The sequence below is a fragment of the Skermanella pratensis genome (genome assembly GCF_008843145.1).
Classification (GTDB): Bacteria; Pseudomonadota; Alphaproteobacteria; order Azospirillales; family Azospirillaceae; genus Skermanella; species Skermanella pratensis.
The window spans coordinates 4,223,347-4,247,112 of the sequence record NZ_CP030265.1; the positions used below are offsets into that span (position 1 = coordinate 4,223,347).

Annotated in this window: 21 protein-coding genes; 10 read left to right on the forward strand and 11 right to left on the reverse strand. The window is 68.0% G+C overall.

Annotated features, from left to right (window positions below; all coding sequences use genetic code 11):
- The first annotated feature begins 34 nt into the window (after positions 1 to 34).
- From DPR14_RS19415 to DPR14_RS19425, 3 genes are all read left to right on the forward strand, one after another.
- Positions 35 to 847, forward strand: a complete 813-nt coding sequence (locus DPR14_RS19415) for a phosphatase PAP2 family protein (protein ID WP_192499035.1) — start codon at positions 35 to 37, stop codon at positions 845 to 847.
- A complete protein-coding gene (locus DPR14_RS19420) occupies positions 847 to 2,124 on the forward strand; it encodes an NAD(P)/FAD-dependent oxidoreductase (protein ID WP_158048237.1) in 1,278 nt (425 codons plus the stop codon). Before DPR14_RS19415 ends, DPR14_RS19420 begins: the two co-directional genes overlap by 1 nt.
- Positions 2,125 to 2,239: 115 nt before the next feature.
- Positions 2,240 to 2,971: a hypothetical protein gene (locus DPR14_RS19425; RefSeq protein ID WP_158046623.1), complete on the forward strand. Its 732-nt coding sequence runs from the start codon at positions 2,240 to 2,242 to the stop codon at positions 2,969 to 2,971.
- 16 nt (positions 2,972 to 2,987) lie between these two features.
- Here the strand turns inward: DPR14_RS19425 and aptA are convergent, their stop codons facing one another.
- Positions 2,988 to 4,319: an omega-aminotransferase AptA gene (aptA, locus tag DPR14_RS19430; RefSeq protein WP_211103827.1), complete on the reverse strand. Its 1,332-nt coding sequence runs from the start codon at positions 4,317 to 4,319 to the stop codon at positions 2,988 to 2,990.
- Positions 4,320 to 4,514: 195 nt separating this feature from the next.
- Between aptA and DPR14_RS19435 the strand changes: the two genes are divergently transcribed.
- Positions 4,515 to 5,063, forward strand: coding sequence for a cupin domain-containing protein (locus tag DPR14_RS19435; RefSeq protein ID WP_158046624.1), 549 nt, complete (start codon positions 4,515 to 4,517; stop codon positions 5,061 to 5,063).
- On the opposite strand, the gene spbR is transcribed toward DPR14_RS19435, so the two are convergent.
- On the reverse strand, positions 5,060 to 6,172 hold the full coding sequence (gene spbR, locus DPR14_RS19440) for a SpbR family protein (RefSeq protein WP_158046625.1): 1,113 nt from the start codon (positions 6,170 to 6,172) through the stop codon (positions 5,060 to 5,062). The two genes, DPR14_RS19435 and spbR, sit on opposite strands and share 4 nt — an antisense overlap.
- 175 nt (positions 6,173 to 6,347) lie before the next feature.
- Positions 6,348 to 7,097: a DUF6969 family protein gene (locus DPR14_RS19445; protein WP_158046626.1), complete on the reverse strand. Its 750-nt coding sequence runs from the start codon at positions 7,095 to 7,097 to the stop codon at positions 6,348 to 6,350.
- 356 nt (positions 7,098 to 7,453) lie between these two features.
- Here DPR14_RS19445 and DPR14_RS19450 point away from each other — a divergent pair, with 356 nt between their 5' ends.
- A complete protein-coding gene (locus DPR14_RS19450) occupies positions 7,454 to 8,134 on the forward strand; it encodes a DUF2927 domain-containing protein (RefSeq protein ID WP_192499036.1) in 681 nt (226 codons plus the stop codon).
- A gap of 23 nt (positions 8,135 to 8,157) precedes the next feature.
- On the opposite strand, the gene DPR14_RS19455 is transcribed toward DPR14_RS19450, so the two are convergent.
- Genes DPR14_RS19455 through DPR14_RS19475 form a run of 5 tightly spaced genes read right to left on the reverse strand, consistent with a single transcriptional unit; the run spans position 8,158 to position 12,761 of the window.
- Entirely contained in the window at positions 8,158 to 9,129 is a 972-nt protein-coding gene (locus DPR14_RS19455) for a TAXI family TRAP transporter solute-binding subunit (RefSeq protein WP_158046628.1), read from the reverse strand.
- Between the two features lie 6 nt (positions 9,130 to 9,135).
- The gene (locus DPR14_RS19460; RefSeq protein ID WP_246148346.1) at positions 9,136 to 9,804 is read right to left on the reverse strand and encodes an ABC-type transport auxiliary lipoprotein family protein; all 669 of its coding nucleotides are present in this window, start codon (positions 9,802 to 9,804) and stop codon (positions 9,136 to 9,138) included.
- 4 nt (positions 9,805 to 9,808) lie between these two features.
- Positions 9,809 to 10,816 (reverse strand): MlaD family protein, encoded by a 1,008-nt coding sequence (locus DPR14_RS19465; RefSeq protein ID WP_158046629.1) that lies wholly within the window; start codon positions 10,814 to 10,816, stop codon positions 9,809 to 9,811.
- A 3-nt stretch (positions 10,817 to 10,819) separates the two neighbouring features.
- Positions 10,820 to 11,611 (reverse strand): ABC transporter ATP-binding protein, encoded by a 792-nt coding sequence (locus tag DPR14_RS19470; RefSeq protein WP_246149376.1) that lies wholly within the window; start codon positions 11,609 to 11,611, stop codon positions 10,820 to 10,822.
- Positions 11,612 to 11,618: 7 nt separating this feature from the next.
- Positions 11,619 to 12,761 carry an MlaE family ABC transporter permease gene (locus DPR14_RS19475; protein ID WP_246148349.1) on the reverse strand — a complete coding sequence of 381 codons (1,143 nt, stop codon included), beginning with the start codon at positions 12,759 to 12,761 and terminating at the stop codon, positions 11,619 to 11,621.
- A gap of 107 nt (positions 12,762 to 12,868) precedes the next feature.
- Here DPR14_RS19475 and DPR14_RS19480 point away from each other — a divergent pair, with 107 nt between their 5' ends.
- A complete protein-coding gene (locus DPR14_RS19480; RefSeq protein WP_158046631.1) occupies positions 12,869 to 13,384 on the forward strand; it encodes an adenine phosphoribosyltransferase in 516 nt (171 codons plus the stop codon).
- On the opposite strand, the gene DPR14_RS19485 is transcribed toward DPR14_RS19480, so the two are convergent.
- Together DPR14_RS19485 and DPR14_RS19490 are read right to left on the reverse strand one after the other, a co-directional pair.
- Positions 13,372 to 14,352 carry an Rpn family recombination-promoting nuclease/putative transposase gene (locus DPR14_RS19485; RefSeq protein ID WP_158046632.1) on the reverse strand — a complete coding sequence of 327 codons (981 nt, stop codon included), beginning with the start codon at positions 14,350 to 14,352 and terminating at the stop codon, positions 13,372 to 13,374. The two genes, DPR14_RS19480 and DPR14_RS19485, sit on opposite strands and share 13 nt — an antisense overlap.
- A gap of 95 nt (positions 14,353 to 14,447) precedes the next feature.
- On the reverse strand, positions 14,448 to 15,653 hold the full coding sequence (locus DPR14_RS19490) for an amidase (RefSeq protein WP_158046633.1): 1,206 nt from the start codon (positions 15,651 to 15,653) through the stop codon (positions 14,448 to 14,450).
- A gap of 233 nt (positions 15,654 to 15,886) precedes the next feature.
- Here DPR14_RS19490 and DPR14_RS19495 point away from each other — a divergent pair, with 233 nt between their 5' ends.
- From DPR14_RS19495 to DPR14_RS19510, 4 genes are all read left to right on the forward strand, one after another.
- Entirely contained in the window at positions 15,887 to 16,663 is a 777-nt protein-coding gene (locus tag DPR14_RS19495) for a cysteine hydrolase family protein (protein WP_158048241.1), read from the forward strand.
- Positions 16,664 to 16,766: 103 nt separating this feature from the next.
- On the forward strand, positions 16,767 to 18,437 hold the full coding sequence (locus tag DPR14_RS19500; RefSeq protein ID WP_211103828.1) for a CocE/NonD family hydrolase: 1,671 nt from the start codon (positions 16,767 to 16,769) through the stop codon (positions 18,435 to 18,437).
- Positions 18,434 to 19,024: an NAD(P)H-dependent oxidoreductase gene (locus DPR14_RS19505; protein ID WP_158046634.1), complete on the forward strand. Its 591-nt coding sequence runs from the start codon at positions 18,434 to 18,436 to the stop codon at positions 19,022 to 19,024. Before DPR14_RS19500 ends, DPR14_RS19505 begins: the two co-directional genes overlap by 4 nt.
- A 109-nt stretch (positions 19,025 to 19,133) precedes the next feature.
- Positions 19,134 to 19,508, forward strand: a complete 375-nt coding sequence (locus DPR14_RS19510) for a response regulator (protein WP_158046635.1) — start codon at positions 19,134 to 19,136, stop codon at positions 19,506 to 19,508.
- Between the two features lie 6 nt (positions 19,509 to 19,514).
- On the opposite strand, the gene DPR14_RS19515 is transcribed toward DPR14_RS19510, so the two are convergent.
- Positions 19,515 to 23,693 carry an efflux RND transporter permease subunit gene (locus DPR14_RS19515; protein WP_158046636.1) on the reverse strand — a complete coding sequence of 1,393 codons (4,179 nt, stop codon included), beginning with the start codon at positions 23,691 to 23,693 and terminating at the stop codon, positions 19,515 to 19,517.
- Between the last annotated feature and the right edge of the window lie 73 nt (positions 23,694 to 23,766).

Sequence of the window (23,766 nt, forward strand, 5' to 3'; positions counted from 1 at the left end):
CCGCTGGTTCCCGGGCTCAATGCGGAATGCGACGATGGACCTCGACGAGACGATCCGGATCGACGGCGACCTGGCTGCGCTTCGGTCCCGCCGGACACGCTGGATCATCCGCATGGGTCTTGCCACCCTGATCCTGCTGGTGCTGGTGCCGGCCATCGATCTCGGCATCTCCCGGCAGTTCTACGATCAGGCCGGCGGCTTCGTCTGGCGCAGCCAGCCGGTACCGGAGGCGATCCACTCCGCGATCCAGGTCGCGGCGCGGATCATTGGCGCCGCGACCCTTCTGGCATTCCTGTATACCGCCGGCCGCTCGCTGTGGAGCCGGCTCCGCACCTGCGAAGGGGTGCCGGCGACGCTACTCGGCCTGGGGCCGCGATGCTGGGCTTTCCTGTTCCTGGGCCTGCTGCTCGGACCCGGACTGGTCGCCAACGTCGTGCTGAAGGACATGTGGAGCCGCGCCCGGCCGGTGCAGGTGGAAGAATTCGGCGGCGACCAGTATTTCAGCCCGCCGATGGTGATCAGCAACCAGTGCCGCAAGAACTGCTCGTTCGTCGCCGGCGACGCGGCCCTGGGGTTCTACCTGCACATCTTCGCCTATGTGGCGATGCGGCGCTTCGCCGGACCGCTGCTCGTCGCGGGCATGGCAGCCGGGCTCGCGGCGGGGCTCCTCAGGATCGGCATGGGAGCCCATTTCTTCAGTGACGTGATCTATGCCGGAGTATTCATGACCTTGACCATCGCCGGGCTGCATGCCGCCATGTTCTCGCCCAGGCAGACCCTGGACCTGTGGCGCCGTTGGACACCCTGGTGCGACAGCCGGTGGCCCTCGCGCAAAGGGCGGCCCTGATGGCCGGCCGCGGCCATCCCCGTTCCTGGTATACCGAGACCGCCCTGCCCCAATCCGATCATCCGCCGCTGGCGGGCGACCTGCGATGCGACGTCTGCGTCGTGGGCGGCGGCTATACCGGGCTTTCCGCGGCCCTGCACCTGGCGGAGCGGGGTTATGACGTCGTGCTCCTGGAAGCGGAGCGGATCGGCTGGGGCGCCTCGGGACGGAACGGCGGCCAGATCGTCACGGCATACAACCCCTCAATGGGGACCATGGCCGGATGGGTCGGCAACGAAGACGCGCGGCTGCTGTGGGAACTTGGCGAGGAGTCGAAGCGGATCCTGACGGACCGGGTGGAACGCCACGGCATCGATTGCGACCTGCGCTGGGGCTATGTCCTGGCGGCGCTGAAGCAGCGGCAGCTCGCAGGATTGCGCGGGCTGGAGTCGGAATGGCGCGACGAATACGGCTACCCTGAAGCGCGCCTGCTGGACCGGGACGAAATCCGCTCGATGGTCGCGTCCGACACCTATGTCGGCGGGCTGTTCGACGGCGGCAGCGGGCAGCTCCATCCGCTGAACTATGCCATCGGGCTGGGCCGTGCGGCCGCCGAGGCGGGCGTCCGGATCTTCGAGGGGTCCCGGGTCGAACGGCTCGACACCGGCGCCGCCCCGGCCGCCCACACCGCCGCGGGCACTGTCCGGGCGGATTACCTGATCCTGGCGGGCAACGCCTATCTGGGCGGGCTGGTGCCGGAGTTGGCGGCGAAGATAATGCCGGTCGCGACATACATGATCGCGACGGAGCCGCTGGGCGAAGAACGGGCGACAGCCCTGATCCCCTGCGGTCACGCCGTCGCCGACGTCAATTTCGTGCTCAACTACTACCGGCGCTCACCCGATCACCGGCTGCTGTTCGGCGGCGGCGTCAGCTATTCGGGGCTCGACCGGCCGGACCTGAAGCGTATCCTGCGGCGCACGATGCTGCGCTATTTCCCGCAGCTGGCCGACGCCGGGATCGACCATTGCTGGGGCGGCCACGTGGCGATCACGCTGAACCGTACGCCCCATTTCGGGCGGATCGGATCGAACACCTATTTCGCCCAGGGTTATTCCGGCCATGGCGTGGCGCTCACCGGCCTCGCCGGGAAGCTGATCGCGGAAGCGGTCGGCGGAACCGCGGAACGGTTCGACGTGTTCGCCCGGCTACCCCACCAGCGTTTCCCCGGTGGCCCCGCCCGGATGCCCCTGCTGGTGCTCGCCATGGCCTGGTTCCGCCTGCGCGACCTATTGTGAAAGGAGTACGGCCGGCGCGTGGAGAGTGCTCGGATCGATTGCAAAAAAGACGTAATCTGAGGGACGAATGGTCTTCCCGTTCCGCAAATCCGTGCCAACAGCCAAGCGTCGATCCGTGCTCCCCAGAATCCTGATCCTGCCGCTCGCCCTGCCCCTGTTCTGCGCCGTAGGACCGGTCCAGGCCGCGGCGCAATCCTGCTCCACCCGGCCGCCTCCCCCGACGGTGACGGTCAGGACCGCCGAGTCCGACGTGCTCACCAGCGAGGATCTCAGTTTCAGCGAACTGACGCGCCTGTTCCGGAAACCCGGCGCCCATCCGGCCGGGCTCTACACCGGCGCGATAGCGGTCGGCCAGTCGGCCCGGTACCGCTGGGTCGATGACGGCAGGGAGATCTGCGTATCCATGGACACCATCGAGGTGACGCTGACCCTGACCGAGCCGAAGATCTATATCGGGCGCGAACTGGCGGACGACGCGTGCGCCCGCGAGTCGGTCTGGCGCCACGAGATCGTCCATTACCGGATCGACCAGGACGTGCTGCAGCGTTTCGCCCCGGTCATGCAGCGCGCCGCCGAGTTCGCGGCGAAGCAGGCCAGCGGGCAGGTCGCCCGGCGGGAAGCCGACGTCACCCGCATCGGCGAGCGGATGGCGCGGTCCGTGCGCCAGCACGTGGACCGGGTCTCGCGCGACATGCAGAGCGACCGCGACAGTCTCCACGACCGCCTCGATTCGCGCGAGGAATATGCGCGCACCTCGACCGTGTGTTCCCGCGGCGACCTCGGCAACTCCCGGCCCGTGCTGTGCGCGTCCGAACCGCACCTCTGCACGAACCTGGAGAAGCCTTGAGCGCCGATGAGGCGTCCTATTCGATGGTTTCGAGCACCTCGCGGACGGTGGTGAACAGCCGGTCTATTTCGGCCTTCTCGATGATCAGCGGCGGGGACATGGCGATGATGTCGCCGGTGGTCCGGATCATCACACCGCGCTCGTAGCACTTCAGGAAGGCTTCGAAAGCCCGCTTGGTCGGCTGGCCGGGCAGCGGCTCCAGCTCGATGCCGGCGATCAATCCCAGGTTGCGCAGATCGATGACATGACGGGCTCCCTTCAGGCCGTGGACCGCCTCCTCCCAGTAGGGCGCCAAGTCGGCCGCGCGCTGGAACAGCTCGTCCTCCTGGTAGGTGTCCAGGGTCGCGAGCGCCGCGGCGCAGGCGACGGGATGGCCCGAATAGGTGTAGCCATGGAACAGCTCGATGGCACCTTCCGGGCCGGTCATGAAGGCGTCGTAGATGTGCTTGCGCACGAACACGGCCCCCATGGGGATGGTCCCGTTGGTGATGCCCTTCGCGGTGCAGATGATGTCGGGCATGACGCCGAAATATTCGGTGGCGAAGCTGGCGCCCAGGCGGCCGAACCCGGTGATGACCTCGTCGAAGATCAGCAGGATGCCGTGCTTGTCGCAGATCTCGCGCAGCCGCTGGAGATAGCCCTGCGGCGGGATCAGCACGCCGGTCGAGCCGGCGACCGGCTCCACGATCACGGCGGCGATGTTCGACGCGTCGTGCAGGGTGACGATGCGCTCCAGCTCGTCGGCCAGATGGCCGCCCCATTCCGGCTGCCCGCGGCTGAACGCCTGGTGCGCCTTGTCGTGGGTGTGCGGCATGTGGTCGACACCGTTCAGCAGGCTGCCGAAGAACTTGCGGTTGGTGACGATGCCGCCGACCGAAATGCCGCCGAAACCCACGCCGTGATATCCCCGTTCACGGCCGATCAGCCGCTGACGGGTACCCTCGCCACGCGCCCGCTGATAGGCCAGCGCGATTTTCAGCGCGGTATCGACCGATTCGGAGCCGGAGTTGGTAAAGAAGACGTGGTCCAGATCACCCGGCATGATCGTGGTCAGCCGCGACGCCAGTTCGAAAGCCAGGGGATGCCCCATCTGGAACGCCGGCGCGTAATCCAGCTCCGAGATCTGCCGCTGGACCGCCTCGACGATCTTCGGGCGACGGTGCCCCGCGTTGACGCACCACAGGCCAGCGGCGCCGTCGAGGATCCGGCGGCCGTCCTGGGACGTGTAGTACATGCCCTCGGCCGACACGAGCATGCGGGGCGCCTTCTTGAACTGCCGGTTCATGGTGAACGGCATCCAGAAAGCTTCGAGGTTGTTCGGCTGGCTGGGCGTCATACTACCGTCCATGACGGGCTCTCCTCAAAGAATGACGGAACTGCGAAGGACTGGACAAAACGGTCCATCCACGGCAAAGGTCAGCCTAAGCCACGCTCAAGAAAATCGACAAGCGCTTTCCGACCCGAAGTCGAGGCAATATGGTCCCTTGCACGCCAGCAGTGCTCCTGTTCAATATATTGAACAGGTTTAACAGGAGCGGCGGCAATGGACTTCGATGTGGGCGCCAGACTGCGGGCGATCCGCGAGATGCACGGCCTGTCCCAGCGGGAACTGGCGAAGCGCGCCGGGGTCAGCAACGCGTCGGTCTCGCTGATCGAGCAGAACCGGTCGAGTCCGTCGGTCGGGTCGCTGAAGAAGGTGCTCGACGGCATCCCGATGAGCTTGGCGGACTTCTTCTCGATGGAACAGGCCCCGCGCGAGCAGGTGTTCTTCCGGGCCGAGGAACTGGCGGTTATCAGCGACGGCCCGATCCGCTATGCCCAGGTCGGGCGCGACTTGGCTTCCAGGGCGCTGCAGATCATCCACGAACGCTACGAGCCGGGTGCCGACACGGGGCAAAGCATGCTGCGCCACGCGTCCGAGGAGGGCGGCGTCGTACTGCGCGGCAAGCTGGAGGTCACCGTCGGCGACCAGCGCCGGGTGCTGGGGCCCGGCGACGCCTACTACTTCAACAGCAGGCTGCCGCACCGCTTCCGGACGGTCGGGGACGAGGTCTGCGAGGTCGTCAGCGCCTGCACGCCGCCCAGTTTCTAAGCCGCCGGTTCGACCAGGTCGCCCAGCTTGTTGAGCAGATAATCGAGATCGTCCGACGCCAGATCCTCGTACTGGGTCAGGATGCGCTCGATCATCCGGCGGCGGTGGCGGTCCAGGTCCCCCGGCTCGCCGTCGAACAATGTCTCGTGGGAGACATCGACCGCGATCCTGAAGGCGGGAAGCAAGCGGGCCGGCAATCCCGCCCGCTCGTAGAGCGACTTCAGGCCAAGCCGCCCGGCATCGTGGATCAGCAGGCGGGCATTGGTCAGCGGAACCTTGCCGAGCAGGGACAGGCTTGCCTCCAGGAAGGCGACATCGCCCATGCAGAGCGCGCGAAGCATGAGGGACGGCGTCAGACGCCCGTTGAGGCGGAGCTGCTCGACCAGCCGCTCCACGTCGGCATCGTCCTTGCCATCGGTGAACAGCGAAACCGTCGCACGTTCCCGACTCTGCAGGACGAGGTCGCTCGCGATTCCAGCGGGGAGTTCGTGATGGGTGACGAGATAGTCGCGCAGCGTGTCGGAGACCAGGGCGACCAGCCGTTCGGCAACGGTAACCGGCAGCTGGTCGCGGTGGACCAGCGGCTCCTGGACGGCGGGGCTGTCGCCGAAGCGGTCCAGCACCCGGCCCAGGCTTTCCTCCGGGATACGGGCGCCCGGGTTGGCAACAAGGCGGGCGACGGCCTGCTCGGGCGCTGATTCGACCAAGACGTCGGCGACCTCGGCGCTCACCTCCGGCCGGCCGGCGATCGCGGTCTGCTTGGCAACCGTGCCCGTGCGGACCAGCTCGATCAGGTCGTCGTCGGTCAGGACGGACGAGGCGCCAAGGACCGGCAAAGCCACCGCCTCCACGTCGCGCGCCAGCGTCAGGGCCACGTCCCGCGGCAGGCTCTGCGACGACTTGAGGTTCTCCGCAAGCGCTTGGCGCACGCGTTCGGCCGCGTCGCGCGCCATCACCCGGACGATGCCTTCCGCCAGCTTGCGCTCGCCGTCGGTCAGTCTCACGCTTTCGAGGCTGGCCGCCACCTTGGCTGCCATTTCGGCCCTGGTCTGCGGCGAGGGATCCGCCAGCAGCCGTTCGACATCCCGTTGGGTCAGGTGTTCGGTCATGTTTCCAGTCGCGTTCAGGCACCGCGGGACAGGGCGGCGCGAAGCCGGTTCCACCTTTTCGTAGGAAAACCATGATCGGGAAAAATGCTTAATGGATGGTGAAGGCCATTCAATACAGATCGAAACCGTTCGACGGAGCGCAGGGTCGCCGACCATGGCGGCCCCGCGCCCGTTCTCAAACGGCCTGTCGCGTCGCGGCGTTCTCGCGGCGGCGCGCCTTCGCGAGGGCCAGTTCGATCCGGGCGATCTGGTCCTCGATGGAGACCCAATGCTCCGACACGACCTCCAGCTCGCGGTCCTCGTAGACGTCGGACCCGGGCCGCTTCTCCCGCCAGCGGGCGATCTCGGCGTCACGGGTTTCCAGCAGCGTCACGATCTGGGGCCTGAACAGGCGAAGCAGCGCGGTGATCCAGCGGTTCACGGCCCAGGACGGCCGGGCATGGTCGATCACGAAGCATTCCAGCATCCGCACCACGTCGGGGGCCGAGTACCAGGTTTCGCCGGTGACCCACCGGTTGGTGGTGAACAGGCGGATGGGCAGGCCGGCGCGGTCCATCGAAATGCCGACGATGTGGCACAGCGCATCGTTATCGCCGCCTTGTTCCCTAGAGTCGGGAACCGCCGCCGCGGTGATGCCGGACGGCATGCCCAGCGGCCGCAGAAAGGTATGGAAATGCCCATGCTCTCCGGAAACCCGCTCGTCCTCCGGATGGGCATGGTAATAGTACTGGGCATGGAATTCGGCATCATAGACGTCGCCGGGGGGATAGTGCCGCCATTCGTAGAAAGTGCCGGCACCGCGCAGGACCTCCCCGACGATGTTGTCGCCGGTCTTGGCCAGAACGCGCTGGCAATTCATCACTTCGCGCGCAGCTTCGGCCATCGCCTGCAACTCGTCGCGTGACAGCGAACCGAAATCGGTCATCGCCGGAACATCCCGTCTCCGAAGCCCGACCTCCCGCCGGGTCATTGCAGCCCCGACCGCCGGAACCCGACTTGCCATTCCGGCGTCCCGCCCGATCAAGTCATCAGCTTAGCCCACAAACTTTGGATGGGCATTCGGGATTTTCGGCCTATCCCCGCATGGCGTGGACGAGCGCACCGTCGGCCTGGAACAGTGCGGCCGTAGAATCGGTTATCCTTACGGTCGCCGCCAGGGCCGCCGACGGGGTTGGAAACATGGTTGGGCGCTGTTTCGGGACATGCTGTGCCGTGGTTCTGACGGCCTGGGGCCACGGTGTCGCGGCGCCGGGCGGGGTCGCTGCGGGCGAGGCCCGTGCAATGCCATCGGGCCTGCCGGCCCTGGTCATGACGGCTCCGCCCGATCCGGCGGGAGCACGCCCGCAATGGCTGGCCCGGGCCGTCGGGCTGTTCGACCGGGGAGCGCTTGCCAACGAGTCGAACGTCAGGCGCCCCCTGACCAAGTGGATCGGGTCGATCGACATCGCGGTGCGCGGCGACGCGGGCGGCGAATGGCTGCCGCGAGTCGAGGAGATCGCCACCGAACTGGCGGAACTGACCGGCGAGGGTATCACCGTCCATGACAACCCCCTCTGGGCCGGCGACATCGACGTCTATCTGACCAACCGCGCCGGTTACTGGCCGTTCTTCGTCGATCCGGCCGACGGCAGGCGCGACCAGCCTTTCACCTGCATCGCCCTGCCCTCCGCAGTCGGCGGTGAGATGCGCAGCTCCAGGATCCATATCAACGCCGGAGCACTGCCGCCCCAGGCGGTCGGCGCCTGCCTGATCGAGGAGATCTTCCAGAGCATGGGCTTCTTCGGCGAGGCGCCGGACGACCCGACCTCGCTGCTGGACGATGGGGTCGGCTACCAGGAACTGGGGTCCATGGACCGGCTGCTCCTGCGGACGCTCTACGATCCGCGGCTGGCGGCCGGGATGGAACGGACCGAGGCGCTGGCCCTCGCGCGGGAGATCCTGGAGGAGCATCTGTCCCGGTAAGGGAAGAAGGGCAGCTTTGTCCGCTACCTTACGCCTGCCTCCTCGAAGTAGCGCGCGGCCCCGTCGTGCAGCGGGACCGCCAAGCCTTCCGTCGCGATGGAGGCTTTCTCCAGGGCCTGGAGCGCCGGGTGCAGGCGCCTGAATGCGTCGAAATCGTCGAACACCGTTTTGACGACTTCATAGACCACGCCGGCGTCCGCTCCGGCGGAGCTGGCCAGGACGGCCCTGACGCCGAAGGTCTCGACATCGTCCGGATTGCCGGTGTACATGCCGCCGGGAATGACGATCCGCGCGTAATAGGGGTCGTCATCGAGCAGCTTCCGGACCGGCCGGCCGTCGATGCCGATCAGCTTGACAGAACAGGTGGACGCGGCCTGCTGGATCAAGCCGTTGGGATGGCCTCCCGCATAGACCACGGCGTCCACCCGGTTGTCGCACAAGGCCCCCGCCTGCTCCGACGCCGGCAGTTCCGAGGCCAAGCTGAAATCGCGCGCCGTCCAGCCCCAGGCCTTCATTACCGTATCCATCATCGCCCGGTTGCCCGACCCGGGTTCGCCGACATTGACCCGCTTGCCTTCCAGGTCTTCGAAGGCGTCGATGCCGGCCTCGGCTCGCGCTATGACCGTGAAGGGCTCGCCGTGAAGCGCGAAGACCGAGCGCAGTTCCTTGTGGGGGCCCTGGTCGCGGAACCGCCCGCTGCCGTTGTAGGCGTGGAACAGCCAGTCCGATTGGGTCACGGCCATGTCCAGCTCGCCGGTGCGCAGGGCGCCGAGATTGGAGAACGATCCCTCCGTGGCCTCCACCGCGCATCGGATGTTGTGCTGGGTACGCGCCCGGTTGACCATCCGGCAGACAGCCCCCCCGGCGGGATAGTAGAGGCCGGTGACGGCGCCGGTACCGATGGTGAGATACCGGGGTTCCTGGGCATGGCCCGGGATGGACAGGGCCGGCATGGAAACGGCGGCCACGAAGAGGGCCAGGATGGTTCTGAACATTGCTCCTCAGGAATTCCGGCGCGGGCTTTCGCGGTCGAGCCTCGCCGTCTCGGCCAGCGACCACTCGACGAGGCGCCGCAGCACCTTCCCCAGCGCCTCGTCATAGGCGGCGATGATGTCCTCGAAGCCTGCTCCGCGGGCGGGTTCGAATGACTCGAAGGTCTTGCTGGCCTCGATGCTCCGACGCGGCATCGCGACCAGCTTGGCGTTGATGCGAACATGGACGCGCGGCGGCGCATTTTCCACCGCCGGGTCGTACTCGGCCTGGAACTCGCGCAGCTCGCTCTTCAGGATGACGTCGGAGCGCAGGCCGATGGTTTCGCGCCCGACGGAGAGCGCCTTGCCGGAGTTCTCGAAGCTCTCGACCATCAGGGTCTGGACCATGGCGGGCGCCCGGTCGGTCCAGCTGACGCCGGCATAGTAGTCGAGGCTGGTGGGGGCACGGCTCAGCGCGATCCGCCCTGTATCGATCCCGGCCGCAGCGACCGGCGGCTCGATCAGGATCTGGGAGCGGACCACCGGCAACCCGTCCGAGAAGGTGTTCTTGGGCGTCAGGGTGAACAGCTTGGGCGGAGGCGAGAATCCCGGCAGGGAGCAGGCGGCGAGCAGCCCGAGGGCAATGCAGCAGGCAGGCAGGAGCCGCGCGAGGAGCGGAACCGGGACGGGCATTCTCATGGGCTCACTCCACGCTCACGCCCTGGCGGGTTCCGCCGAACAGGAAATCGCCGGGATCGCGCTCCAGCCGGGTCGTCACCCGGCCCAGATTGTTGACCAGGCCCCTCAGTTCGGCGATCAGCAGGGTGAATTCGTAAAGGCCGGTGCCGGTGAAGTCGGCGATCGGCTCGCGGTTCTCCTTGACCAGCGCCTCGGCTTCCAGCGTCGCCCGGTTGAGCGACGCCGCCAGGGTCCGCAGTTCGCCGGTCACCCGCGAAACATCCGCCGTCACCCGGCCGGCGTCCCTGCCGACGCTCCCCAGCGTGGTGCGCGTCTGGCCAAGCGTCGCGTCGACGCCGTCCGTCAATCGCCCGGCATGGTCGCGCAGGTCCAGGACCAGGCCGTTCACCATGCCGAGGGTAGTACCCAGCTCCGTCACCGTCCCTTCCGCCCCGGCAGCGGCCCTGGCCAGATGGTCGGTCATGGTCCGGACATTGACGAGGATCCGGGAGACTTCGGCCTGGTTCTGCGCCGTCAGGAAGCCGGTGAGCTGGCCGGACAGGCCGACCAGCCGGTTCAGCAGCTCGGGGGTCGTCTCGACCAGCGCCGCGAGCGACGAGGGGCGGCTCTGGATGATCGGCAGCTCGCCGTCCTCCGCCTTCAGGAGCGGGCTCTCCTGGGTCCCGCCGGAGATCTCCACGTAGACGGCGCCGGACAAACCCTCCAATGCCAGGTAGGCGACCGCATCCTCCTTGATGGGGGTGTTCGCCGCGACCTCGATGGTGACGCGGACCCGGCCGATGTTCCTCGGGTCCAGGCGGATGTCCCGCACGGTGCCCAGCGCTATGCCGCGGTAGCGTACCGGGCTGCCCTCCTGCAATCCCGCGACCGAACCGGTGAACAGGATCTGGTAGCGCGACGAGCCCGCCTCCTCGAAGCCGGACTTGGCCAGCCAGACGGTGAAGGCGAACAGGCAGCCCATCAGGAACAGCGTGAAGACCCCGACCAGAAGATAGCTCGCCCGCGTCTCCATCCCTCAGGCCCCGCTCCCGGAAGTTTCCGCCCCGGCATCCAGCGCCGCCCGGCCTCGGGGACCGTGGAAATAGTCGCGGATCCAGGGGTGATCCAGGAGCCGCAGGGCATCCAGCGTATCGACCACGATCCGCCGGTCGATCAGGACGGCGATACGATCGCAGATGGCCCGCAGGCTGTCCAGGTCGTGGGTCACCATGAAGACGGTCAGTCCCAGGCTGCGCTGGAGGTTGCCGATCAGCTCGTCGAACGCGGCGGCGCCGATCGGGTCGAGGCCGGCGGTCGGCTCGTCCAGGAACAGGATCTCGGGGTCGAGCGCCAGCGCCCGTGCCAAGCCGGCGCGCTTCCGCATGCCGCCCGACAGTTCCGACGGGTACTTGGCTCCGGCCGACGGAGGCAGGCCGGTCATGGCGATCTTGATGCGGGCGACCTCCGCGATGGTGAGCGGGTCGAGACCGGTATGCTCCTTCAGCGGCACCATGATGTTCTGGGCGACGGTCATGGAGCTGAACAGCGCGCCGTCCTGGAAAAGCACGCCCCAGCGCGCCTGAAGCCGGATTCGGCCGGCGTCGTCCAGTTCGGCGGTGTCGTCGCCCAGCACCTCGATCCGGCCGGCGGCCGGACGGTTCAGCCCGATGATCGTCTTCAGCAGCACCGACTTGCCCGTGCCGGACCCGCCGACGACGCCCAGCACCTCCCCCCGGCGCACGTCGAGGTCCAGGCCGTCATGGACGGTCTGGCTGCCGAACCGGGTGACGAGGCCGCGCACCCTGATCACCGGCGCGGACGCCGGGATCACCGGCTCAGACGCCGAGATAGGAGAAGAGGATTGAAAAGAGCGCATCGAGCACGATCACCAGGAAGATCCCCACCACCACCGACCGGGTCGTCAGACGGCCGACGCTCTCGGCGCTGCCGCTCACCTTCAGCCCTTCGTAGCAGCCGACCAGCGCGATCACGAAGGCGAATACGGGCGCCTTGGACAGGCCCACCATCAGGGTGGACAGGGTGATCGCGCCGTGGAGCTGCTGTACGAACTGCCCGAAACTGATATCCAGCACGAAATAGCACATAACCGCGCCCCCCACGAGACCGACGACGTCGGCGTAGAAGGCGAGCAGCGGCAGGGTGACCATCAGCGCCAGCGCGCGCGGCAGAACCAGCAGCTCCATCGGGTCGAGTCCCAGCGTGCGCAGCGCGTCGACTTCCAGGTTGACCTTCATCGTGCCGATCTGGGCGGTGAAGGCCGACCCGGAACGGCCGGCGATGATGATCGACGTCATCAGGATGCCGATCTCGCGCAGGATCGAAATGCCCAGCAGGTTGACCACGAACAGCTCGGCGCCGAACTGGCGGAGCTGGTCCGCCCCCTGGTAGGCCAGCACGACGCCGATCAGGAACGACAGCAGCCCGACGATCGGCAAGGCGTTCAGCCCGGTCTGCTCCATGTGGTGGACGAGCGCGGTGAACCGCAGCCGGCGCGGTTCGATCGCGGTCCGGCCCAGCGCCGCCACCATCATGCCGAGGAAGCTCAGCAGGCTCGCCAGCTCCTGCGCCGCCTGCACCGCGGCGCGGCCGGTCCGCTCGACCATCGCCACGATCGGATGGGCCCGCGTCAGCCGTGACGGCTCGCAGCTCCGATCGGCCCGGTGGACGGCTTCGATCAGGGCGGCGTGCTCGGGCCGGGCGCCGGTCATCTCGACCGGTATGCCGTCCGCCTCCAGGCGGTCCATCAGCCGCAGCAGCAGGAGGGCCCCCACGGTATCCACGGCGGCGAGGCCGGAGAGATCCAGGCTGAGGCTGGCACCCGGCCGCGGACGCACCGCGGCGATATCCGGGGCAAGGACGCCGGCGGTCGCGATGACCCATGGTCCCGTCGCCGCGAGCACGCCGCCTGCAACCTCGCCATCCTCGGCCCACGCCAGCCCGGCCCGATGATCCGTCAAGAGGGGTCTCCCGTTTGCAAGTGGGGCGCGGGGCGACTAGGATGCGGGCTCTTCAGCCTTCGACGGCGTCAGGCCCAGGGCAAGTCACGGGAACGCGCAGGACAGCGATGAACATCAAGGACCATATCCGAAGCATCCCGGATTTTCCCAAGCCGGGCATCCTGTTCTACGACATTTCGACCCTGCTGGCCCATGCCGATGCCTGGCAGGAGACCGTCCGCCAGCTTTCCGACGCGGTGAGGCCGCACAAGCCCGACCTGCTGGTCGGCATCGAGTCCCGGGGGTTCCTGGTCGCCGCCCCGCTGGCGCTCTCGCTCGGGCTGGGCTTCGTGATGATCCGCAAGCGCGGCAAGCTGCCGGGCGACATCATAACCCACAGCTACGACCTGGAATACGGGACCGACACCATCGAGATCCAGGCCGACGCCATCAAGCCCGGCTCCCGCGTGGTCGTCCTGGACGACCTGCTGGCGACCGGAGGGACAATGGCCGCCGCAGTCAGCCTGCTGCGCCGGATGGGTGCCGAAGTGGCCGCCGCGCAGTTCATCATCGAACTCGGTTTCCTGAACGGCGCCGCGAAGCTCGACGTGCCGGCCCAGGCGCTGGTGACCTACGAGTCCTGACGCCGTTCCTCATCCGCGAAGACGTCGTCGGGCGACGCCGCGGTCAGCGAACGCCTCAGAATCGTGTCGAGCCGATCGGGAGAAGCCCGGAGCAGACGGGCCTCGACCTCGGGCGGCACCAGGCCGAATCGCGTCTCCAGGGTAAGCCGGATGCTCTCCAGCTTTCCTTCCGTCCTGCCCTCCGCCTTTCCCTCGATCACACCCTTGGCATGACCCTCGTTCAGCCATTGCTGTGCAGCGAGCGATACCATGTCCTGCTCCCGGTTGGGCCTGACCCTGCCGTTCACCATCCTCATCATGTCGACGGAGATCCGCGGGTACATCTCCAGCATATAGTACAGCACTTTCTCCGCCAGGGGCGAGCCCTCGCGCAGGCCCGACAGCACCGCCTCCAGCAGCATCTCCGGGTCGGGCTGGCGGTAGACATACTTCAGCGGCAGCAGCGCCGCCCGGACCTCCGGATCGGAGGACAGCTGGTCGTCGGGGATGGGAACGATGTTGCAGACGACGTAGCGGAAGTCGCGCAGCAGCTCCCGCAGGCCCTCGTCGGCACCGATGACGTCGATGATCGACGTCGGCACCGTCCACGGTCCCCGGCCGTGATAGAACACCAGCGGGACGACCGGGGGCAGCCGGCGCATCCTGGAAGCATCATCACCGACGAAGCTCTCCCAGATGTCGACCAGGTAGCCCAGCACCTGGAGCGGCGTCCGGAGATCGGGGTGGCTCTTGTGCTCCAGAAGCACATAGATCAGCAGGGTGCCGCCGTCGCGCAGGCGGACCGAGAACAGCCGGTCGACCCAGCTCGGCGTCAGCGTCCGGTCGACGAAGCTGCCGTCCAGCGGCACCGGCGGCTCGTCGCCCAGGCGGGCGGCGATCTCGGCCGGCAGGTAGTCGCGGATCAGGATGCCGGCCCGGACCGGATCGTCCAGCAATGCGCGGAACAGAAGGTCGTGCTGCTGGCCCATCGGGAGGCGACCGTCCGCATGCGGTGGAATGATCGCGGCAAAAGACAGCCGTCCGGTCCGATCAGCAATGCGGCATCTCGCCCCGAGATCGAATCCTAAAGTGCCGCCGCGGCCCGTTTCGCCGCGGCCAGCAGCATGGCGTCCCCGCCCCGGCGGGCGACCAGGGAGAGGCCGACCGGGCAGCCGTCGACTTCGGCCGCCGGGATGCTGACCTGGGGCAGGCGCGCCAGGCCGGCGATGCAGGTCATGCTGAGGACGCGGGCACGGAACTGGTCCAGGTCGGCCTGCGGCGTGCCCCTCAGCGGCGCCACGGTGGGAGAGGTCGGCATCAGCAGCAGGTCGCCCGTGCCGAGCAGGCTGTCCATCTGCTCGGTCACGCGGCGGCGGAAATTGTCGGCCTTCGCCGCGGCCTCCCCGGTGACGGTCGACGCGGCCTCGAACCGCTCCGCCACGCCCGGCCCGAAATGCGGCCTGTGCCCGGTGATCCAGGCGCCGTGGGTACTCCAGACCTCGTGCATCTGGAGAGTCCTGAAGGCGTCCAGCCAGCCGTCGGCCAAGCCCTTGCGGCTGAGGGTGACGTCGCGCGGCGATCCCAGCGCCGCGGTCACGGCATCGATCGCGGGTCCCAGCGCCTGCCGCACCGGGCCGTCGGTGAGCGCGAAGGCGTCCTCGACCAGCAGGATGTTGCGCGACCGGCCGCCTTCTTCCCGCAGGTCCAGCAGCACCTGCCCCAGCCGTTCCAGCAGGCCGGCATCGGGCGCGAACCAGCCGACCGTGTCGAAGCTGGGCGCCAGCGGCGTCACGCCGTCGATCGGGATGCGGCCGTGGGTCGGGCGGAAGCCGTAGATGCCGCAGAAGGAGGCCGGAACCCGGACCGAGCCTCCCGTATCGGTGCCGAGCGCCAGCGGAACGGCGCCGCCCGCCACGGCGGAAGCCGACCCGCTGGACGAGCCGCCGGGGATCCGTTGGGGCGCCCTGGGATTCAGCGGCGTGCCGTAATGGGCGTTCTCGCCGTTGATGCTGAAGGCCAGCTCGTCGGTGACGGTCTTGCCCACCAGCCGCGCGCCGGCGTCGAGCACCGCCTGCACCGCCGGCGCGGTGCTCGACGGCACCGGATGGGAGGCGAGCCAAGTGGGGTTTCCGGCACAGGTCGCGTGGCCGGCCACGTCGTAGAGATCCTTGGCCGCGAAAGTCAGCCCGGACAGAGGGCCGCCGGCGGCCCCCGCGACGTCCAGATCGACATGGCGGCAAAAGGCTCCGAGCTTTTCCCTCGCGAGGTGTTCCCGATCGGCAGATCCCATTTCGTCCCGACCCATCTTCCGCCTATGACGCCTTTCCATACGATAGACCGCTTCCCCCGCGCATCAAGCCCATAAGGCGGGCAGAACCCCGCACAAATCCTGTGCAGGAGAGCACCCTCCGGCGCGCCAGCCACGCCCATACCGCGGTACGTCCGCTTCCGTCCCGTTTGGCACGGCATATGCGACCAGTGGCTACCACGGTGACCCTCGACCATGGGAGGAATAACTTGGCGATGACTCCGCTCGGCTCCGCACCGGCCAACCGGTGGCGGGTATCCAGGGAAACCGTGGACATGGTGCGGCCGCCGGCGACGCCGTACCCGCTCGCCGCCAGAGCCGAACCCCAAAACCTGGTGATCGACCTGGCGCGGACCGCCATCATCGTGATCGACATGCAGAACGACTTCTGCTCGCCCCGAGGCTGGCTTGCCCGGGCCGGGGTGGACGTGACGTCCGCCCGCACGCCGATCGCCCCGCTCGCGGCACTGCTGCCCAAGCTGCGGTCCAAGGGAGTGCCGGTGCTGTGGGTGAACTGGGGCAACCGGCCGGACCGGCTGAATCTCAGCCCGTCGCTGCTTCATGCCTGCAACCCGACCGGCGAGGGCATGGGACCGGGCGATCCGCTGCCCGGCCCGGCAGGCCCTGCCGCCGGAGCCGGGATGCTGGAGCGCGACGGCTGGGCGGCGGCCATCGTCGATGGACTGGATGCGGCGCCGAACGACATCCATGTCGCCAAATACCGGATGAGCGGCTTCTGGGATACCGAGCTGGACAGCATCCTGCGCAATCTCGGCATCCGGACGCTGCTGTTCGCCGGCGTCAACCTGGACCAGTGCGTGATGTGCACCCTGCAGGACGCCAGTTTCCTGGGTTACGACTGCATCCTGGTCAACGACTGCTGCGCCACCACGTCGCCGAGCTATTGCCTCGAAGCGACGCTGTACAATGTCAAGCAGTGCTTCGGCTTCGTCACGACCTCCGACCATCTGCTGAACGGCTTGAAGGACTGAGCGACATGGATCCCATGGTCAAGACCGCCGGCGACGACCGGGCGTTCCGGACCAGTCCGGACGATACGAAAGACGGGACAGCCGCGACCGGCCTGCGGTCGTCATGACCGCCTCCCGGACGGCGCAGGACCGCGAGACGCCTCCGCTGCCGGTACGGCAGCCCCGCACCGTCTCCATGACCACGCGCGACGGAATCCGGCTCGATGCCGACATCCATGAGCCGGACGCGGCCGGTCCCTTCCCGGTTCTGCTGATGCGCCAGCCCTATGGCAGGGCGATCGCCTCGACGGTCGTCTACGCGCATCCCGCCTGGTACGCGGCGCACGGCTACATCGTGGTGATCCAGGACGTCCGGGGCTGCGGCACGTCGGCCGGCGACTTCAGGCTGTTCGAGCGCGAGGCGGAGGACGGCGCCGACGCGGTCGCCTGGGCCGCCGGATTGCCGGGTTCGACCGGAGCCGTCGGCATGTACGGCTTTTCCTACCAGGGCAACACGCAGCTGCTGGCGCTGGCCGGCGGCTCCCCGGCGCTGAAGGCGCTGTGCCCGGCCATGATCGGCTGGGACATGCATGGCGACTGGGCCTACGAGGGGGGAGCCTTCCGGCTGGCCGACAACCTGGGCTGGGGCATCCAGATGGCGGCCGAGGCGGCACGGCGGCGCAACGACTTCATCGCCCACCAGGCGCTCTACGCCGCCTCCCGCGCGCTGCCGCTGGACGAGGAACTGCCGACCCATCCGCGGGTGCTGCGGGGCTATGCCCGCTACACCCACTACGACGACTGGCTGGGCAATCCGCTGCCCGGCGGCTACTGGGACGCGATCTCGCCGCGCGCCGCGCTGGCCGGCAGGGATGTGGACGTGCCGATGCTCCATATCGGCGGCTGGTTCGACCAGATGCTGACCGGCACGCTGGCGGCTTTCCGGGAAATCAGCGCCCGGACTGAAGCCCCGCAACGCCTGATCGTCGGTCCGTGGTCGCACCTCCCCTGGGGGCGCCGGGCCGGCAAGGTCGATTTCGGGCCGGAGGCGGCGCGTTCCATCGACCGCGATCAGCTCGCCTGGTTCGACCGTTTCCTCAAGGGCGCGGCGGTGCCCGATGCCCCGGCGGTCGAGCTGTTCGACCTGTGCGCCGGGTGCTGGCGGAGCTTCGACGCCGTTCCGGACCCGGAACCGGCTTCGCTCCATATCTCCAGCACGGGCTTGGCGGCCGCCACGACGGAGGACGGTGTGCTGGCCGAACGGCCCGGCGCTTCCGGGATCGACCGGATCGTGCATGATCCGTGGCGGCCGGTGCCGACCGTCGGCGGCCACGCCTCCAGCCTTGGCGGCATGCGCGACCGTTCGGAGATCGACCAGCGCGCCGATGTCGCCTGCTATACCACCGACCCGCTGTCGTCGGCGGTGCTGCTGGCCGGGGCGGTCACCCTGGAACTGACGGTTGAAGCCGACGCTCCCAGCTTCGACGTGTCCGCCGTGCTGTCCAAGGTGGAGCCCGACGGACGGACATTCAACCTGACGCAGGGCCATGTCCGGGCCGAGGAAGGTGCGGCGACCCGGCCGCTACGGGTCCCGATGCGGGCGCTGTGCGCCACGGTGCCGGCCGGTAGCCGGCTCCGCCTCAGCCTCGCCGGTGCCTGCTTCCCGGCGTTTCCGGTCAATCCCGGCACCGGGGCGGAACCGGCCGAGACCCGGCTGGTGGACTGCCGGACGATCACGCTGGCCTTCCATGCCGCTGGAACCCGCCTGCTCGTTCCGCTAATCAGAACGGCATGAGAATCAACGTCATCTATGCCCACCCCGCCGACGGCAGCTTCAACGCCGCGATCCACCGCACCGTGGTCGATACGCTGATCCGGGCCGGGCACGAGGTCCGCGATTTCGACCTCTATGCCCGCGGGTTCGAGCCTTGCCTGAGCGCCGCCGAACATGGAGCCCACTACGCCCAGGGCGAGAACGAGGCGCCGGTCCAGGAGTATGTGGACGCCCTGCGCTGGGCCGAGGCGCTGGTCTTCGTCTTTCCGACCTGGTGGTACGGCGTGCCGGCCATCCTGAAGGGTTACCTGGACCGTGTCTGGCTTCCGGGCGTGGCCTTCCACCTGCCGCCGGACGGCGGGCGGATCCGTCCCGGCCTGACCAACGTCCGGAAGCTCGCGGTGGTGACCACCCACGGGGCGCCGTGGTGGTTCATGAAGTTCTGGATGCGGGAGCCGGGCAAGGCGGTGTTCATGCGCGGGCTGAAACCATTGCTGGCGCGCGGGTGCCGGACCGTTCACATGGCACACCCGTCCATGGACAAGTCCACCCCGGAAAGCCGCGGACGGTTCCTGCGGAAAGTCGAGAAGACCCTCTCGAGCTTCTGACACCGTCGCACAAGGACGATGACGGGAAGTTCGACACATTCGGATTGAAAATTTTCATAAAGGGCCAGTAAATTCAAACTTCGGTCCACTCGGTTCAAGCGGTGTCCCAATGCAGATCCTGATCGCCGAGGACAATGTCATCAATCAAAAGTTGGTGGACCTGATCTGCCGGAAAGCCGGTTACCAGACCCGCATCGTCCCGGACGGCGAGGCGGCGGTCGAGGCGATGAAGGACGGCGGCATCCAGCTGGTCCTGATGGACGTGATGATGCCCCGGATGGACGGCATACAGGCGACGCGCCTGATCCGCGCCATGCCCGGGGAAACCGGCCGCATTCCCATCGTGGCGGTCACGGCCCATACCGACGGCGACAACCGGGAGGCCTGCCACTCCGCCGGGATGGATGCCTTCATCGGCAAGCCGGTGCGCCCCGCGGAGTTGCTGACGGTGATGGCCGACCTGCTGACCCGGGGATCGGCCTGACGGCCGCTACTCCGCCGGGTGGGGCTGGGCGCCGGCCGGCGCCGCATCCTCGAACGGCTTCTTGCGCGCGATGTAGGTATAGACCGTCGGCACGACGAACAGCGTCAGCAGGGTGCCCAGCAGCATGCCGCCGACGATCACGGCCCCGATCGCCTGCCGGCTTTCCGCCCCGGCGCCGGTCGCCAGGGCCAGCGGCACCGCTCCCAGGACCATGGCGCCCGTCGTCATCAGGATCGGCCGCAGGCGCAGCACGGCGGACCGGACCACGGCGTCGCGCACCTCCACCCCCTGGCGCTGGAGCTGGTTGGCGAACTCGACGATCAGGATGCCGTGCTTGGTGATCAGCCCCACCAGGGTCACCAGACCGATCTGGCTGTAGACGTTCATGGTGGCCCCGGTCAGCTTCAGCGCCAGCAGGGCGCCGGTCATCGACAGCGGCACCGTCAGCATGATCACGAAGGGATCGACGAAGCTCTCGAACTGCGCCGCCAGCACCAGGTAGATGAAGGCCAGCGCCAGGATGAAGGTGACGTAGAGGCTGCTGCTCGATTCGCGGAACTCGCGGCTCTGGCCCGCATAGTCGACCTGCGCCGCCGCCGGCAGCGACCGTTCGGCCGCGGCGGTCAGGAAGGCCAGCCCCTCGCCCAGGGTATAGTTCGGCCCCAGGGTCGCGGTGATCGTGGCCGAGCGGAGCTTGTTGAAATGGTTCAGCTCCTTGGGCGAGACCCGCTCCTCGACCTTGAGCAGGTTGGCGAGGCTGACCATCTCGCCCTGCTTGCCGCGCACATAGATCCGGGCGATGTCGTCCGGGTTGGTGCGGTCGATGTCGGCGACCTGGACCACCACGTCGTACTGCTTGCCGTTCTGCTTGAACCGGGTGACCTGCCGGCCGCCCAGCAGGGTTTCCAGCGTGCGGCCGATGGTGTCGATCTCCAGCCCCAGGTCGGCCGCCTTGTCGCGGTCGAGCGAGACCTTCAGCTCCGGCTTGTTCAGCTTCAGGTCGGTATCGACGTTGACCAGGCCCGGATTGGTCCGCGCCTCCGCCAGCATCCTGTCTACCATGCCCTGGAGCTCGGAATAGGGGAGCGAGGTCTGGATGACGAACTGGATCGGCTTCTCGGTCGGGCTCTGCCCCAGCGACGGCGGGTTGGCCGGAAACGCCAGGGTTCCGGGGACGCCGAAGAATTTCGGCGCGAGCTGCTGGACCACCTGCTGCTGCTTGACCTCGCGGTCGTCCCAGTCGGTCAGCCGCACGAAGGTGATACCCTGGTTGACCACCGGGAAGCCCACGACCATGAAGAACTTCTCGACGACGGGCACTTGCTTGATGAAGCCCTCGATCGCACGGGCATAGCGGTCGGTGTACTGGATGGTCGACCCTTCTGGGGCGATGATGATCCCGACGATCGTGCCGCGGTCCTCGGTCGGCGCCAGCTCCGACTTGATCTGGCCGAACAGGACATAGCTGGCCGCGGCGACGCCGATCCCGACCAGCAGGATCAGCGGCCGGGCCTTCAGCGAGACGCTGAGCAGCCAGCGGTAGCCGTTGGTGAGGCCGTTCAGCAGCGACTCGATCAGGTTGTAGAAGAAGCCGTGACGCGCCTGATGCTTCAGCAGCTTGGAGCACATCATCGGCGACAGGGTCAGCGCCACGAAGCCGGAGACCAGCACGGCGCCCGCCAGGGTCAGCGCGAACTCGGTGAAGAGCCGCCCCGTACGTCCGGTCTGGAAGCCGATCGGCGCGTACACCGCCGCCAGGGTGATGGTCATCGCGACGACGGCGAACCCGATCTCGCGCGAGCCCTGGATCGCCGCGCGGAACGGCGGCATCCCTTCTTCCACGTGGCGGTAGATGTTCTCCAGCATGACGATGGCGTCGTCCACCACCAGCCCGATCGCCAGCACCATGGCCAGCAGGGTCAGCGTGTTGATGCTGAAGTCGAACACGTACATGATCGCGAAGGCGCCGATCAGGGATACCGGGATCGTGACCAGCGGGATCAGGGTCGCGCGCAGCGAGCGCAGGAAGAAGAAGATCACCAGGACGACCAGCACGATCGCTTCCAGGATCGTGTGGAACACCGCGTCGATCGATTCGGCGATGAAGACGGAGCTGTCGTAGCCGATATCGACGCTCATGCCTTCCGGCAGGCCGGCGCGGATCACCGGCAGCGTCCGCTGCACCGCTCCGGAAACTTCCAGCGGGTTCGCGGTCGATTGCTTGACGACGCCCATGGCGACGGCGTTGCGTCCGTTGAACCGGGCGTTGACCCGCTCGTCCCGGGCGCCCAGCTCCGCCCGGCCGACGTCGCGCAGCCGGACCAGATATCCCGATTCGTCCCGCAGGATGACGTTCTCGAACTCGGCCGGCGTCCGCATGTCGGTCTCGGACACGACGGTGAACTCGCGTTGCGCGCTCTCCACCCGGCCGGCCGGGATCTCGATGTTCTGCCGGCGCAGCGCCGTCTCGACGTCCTGGGGCGTGACCTTGTAGGCGGCCATGCGGGTCGGATCGAGCCAGATCCGCATGGCATACTTGCGCTCGCCGAAGATCCGGACATCGGCCACGCCGGGCAGGTTCTGAAGCCGGTCCTTGACGAACCGGTCGGCGTAGTCGGTCACCTCCAGCGGGGTGTTCCGGTCGCTGGAGAAGGCCAGATAGATGATCGGCTGGGCGTCCGCCTCGACCTTGGCGATCACCGGCTCGTCGATCTCGTCCGGCAGGGAGCCGCGCACCCGTCCGACCCGGTCGCGGACGTCGTTGGCCGCCACGTCGGGGTCGCGGGTGATCCGGAAGCGGACGGTGATCTGGCTGGTTTCCGACCGGCTGATGGAGGACATCACGTCGATGCCCTCGATGCCGGACAGGCTCTCCTCCAGCGGCTGGGTGACCTGGCTTTCGACGATCTCGGCGCTGGCGCCCTGGTACTTGGTGGACACGGTGACCACCGGCTCGTCGATCTTGGGATATTCGCGCACCGCCAGCCGCTGGTAGGCGACGATGCCGATCAGCAGCACCGTCAGGCTCATGACGGTGGCGAGCACCGGGCGGCGGACGCTCAATTCGGAGAGCTGCATGGTCTCAGCTCCCGACCGGGGGACCACGGTGACCGGCACGCCGTCGCGGATCTTCAGATGGCCGGCGGTGACCACCATGTCGCCCGGCAGGAGCCCGTCCACGATCTCGACCTTGGCGGCGCGGCGCTCCCCGGTGCGGACCTTGACCCGCTGCACCTTCCCCTCCGCCACTTTGAAGACGAACTGGTCGGTCCCGACCGCGACCAGGGCCTGCTCCGGCACGAGGATAGAGGCCTCGCGGGTCGTCAGGGTCAGGGTAACGCGGGCGAACAGGCCGGGGCGCAGCGCGTCGTCGCCATTGGGTACGCGGGCGCGGACATTGATGCTTCGGCCGTTGACGTCGACCAGCGGGTCGATCGCATAGACGGTGCCGCCGAAAGCTCGTCCCGGCACGGCATCGACCGTGACCGCCAGGGTCTGGCCGACCCTGACCGAGGGCAGGTACAGCTCGGGCACGCGGAAATCCAGCTTCAGCGTGTCGATCGCTTCCAGGTTGACGATGTCCTTGCCGGACTGCACCACGTCGCCGACGCTGACCCAGCGCAGGCCGAGCACGCCGTCGAACGGCGCCGTCAGGTCCAGCTTGGCGAGCTGGGCCCGCGCCAGCGACACCGAGGCCTCGTCCGCCAGCAGCTTGGCGCGCGCCTGGTCCCGGGCCCGGGCGCTGCCCGAACCCTGGCGGAACAGCTCGTCGGCGCGGTCCGCCTCGGTCCTGCTGAGATTGAGGCTGGCCATGGCCTGCTCCAGCGTCGCCCGGGCAATGGCGTCGTCGAGCTTGAGCATGACCGTGCCCTTGCGGATCCGCTGCCCCTCGTTGAAGCGGATCTCGGTAATCCGTCCCGCGACCTCCGGCCGGATCACGACCGACTCGTCGGAGAAAAGCGTTCCGACCGAGGTCACGGTGCGCGACACGTCGCCGACCTCGACCTGCTCCGCCTCCACCGGGATGCCGCCGGGCGGACCGCCGCCACCGCCGGGACCACTGCCGCCGGGTGCCTGGGCGGCAGCCGGCATGTCGGCGCCCTGGTGGACCGTGAAGTACCACCAGGCCCCGCCGCCGAGACCCAGCAGTGCCAGAAGGATGAACAAGCGTCCGAACAGCTTCATGGATCGTTCCGGCCCCAACCGGCCCGGCCCCTCTACGGAGGATCTCTGGAAGGTGCATACGAAACCATCCGCA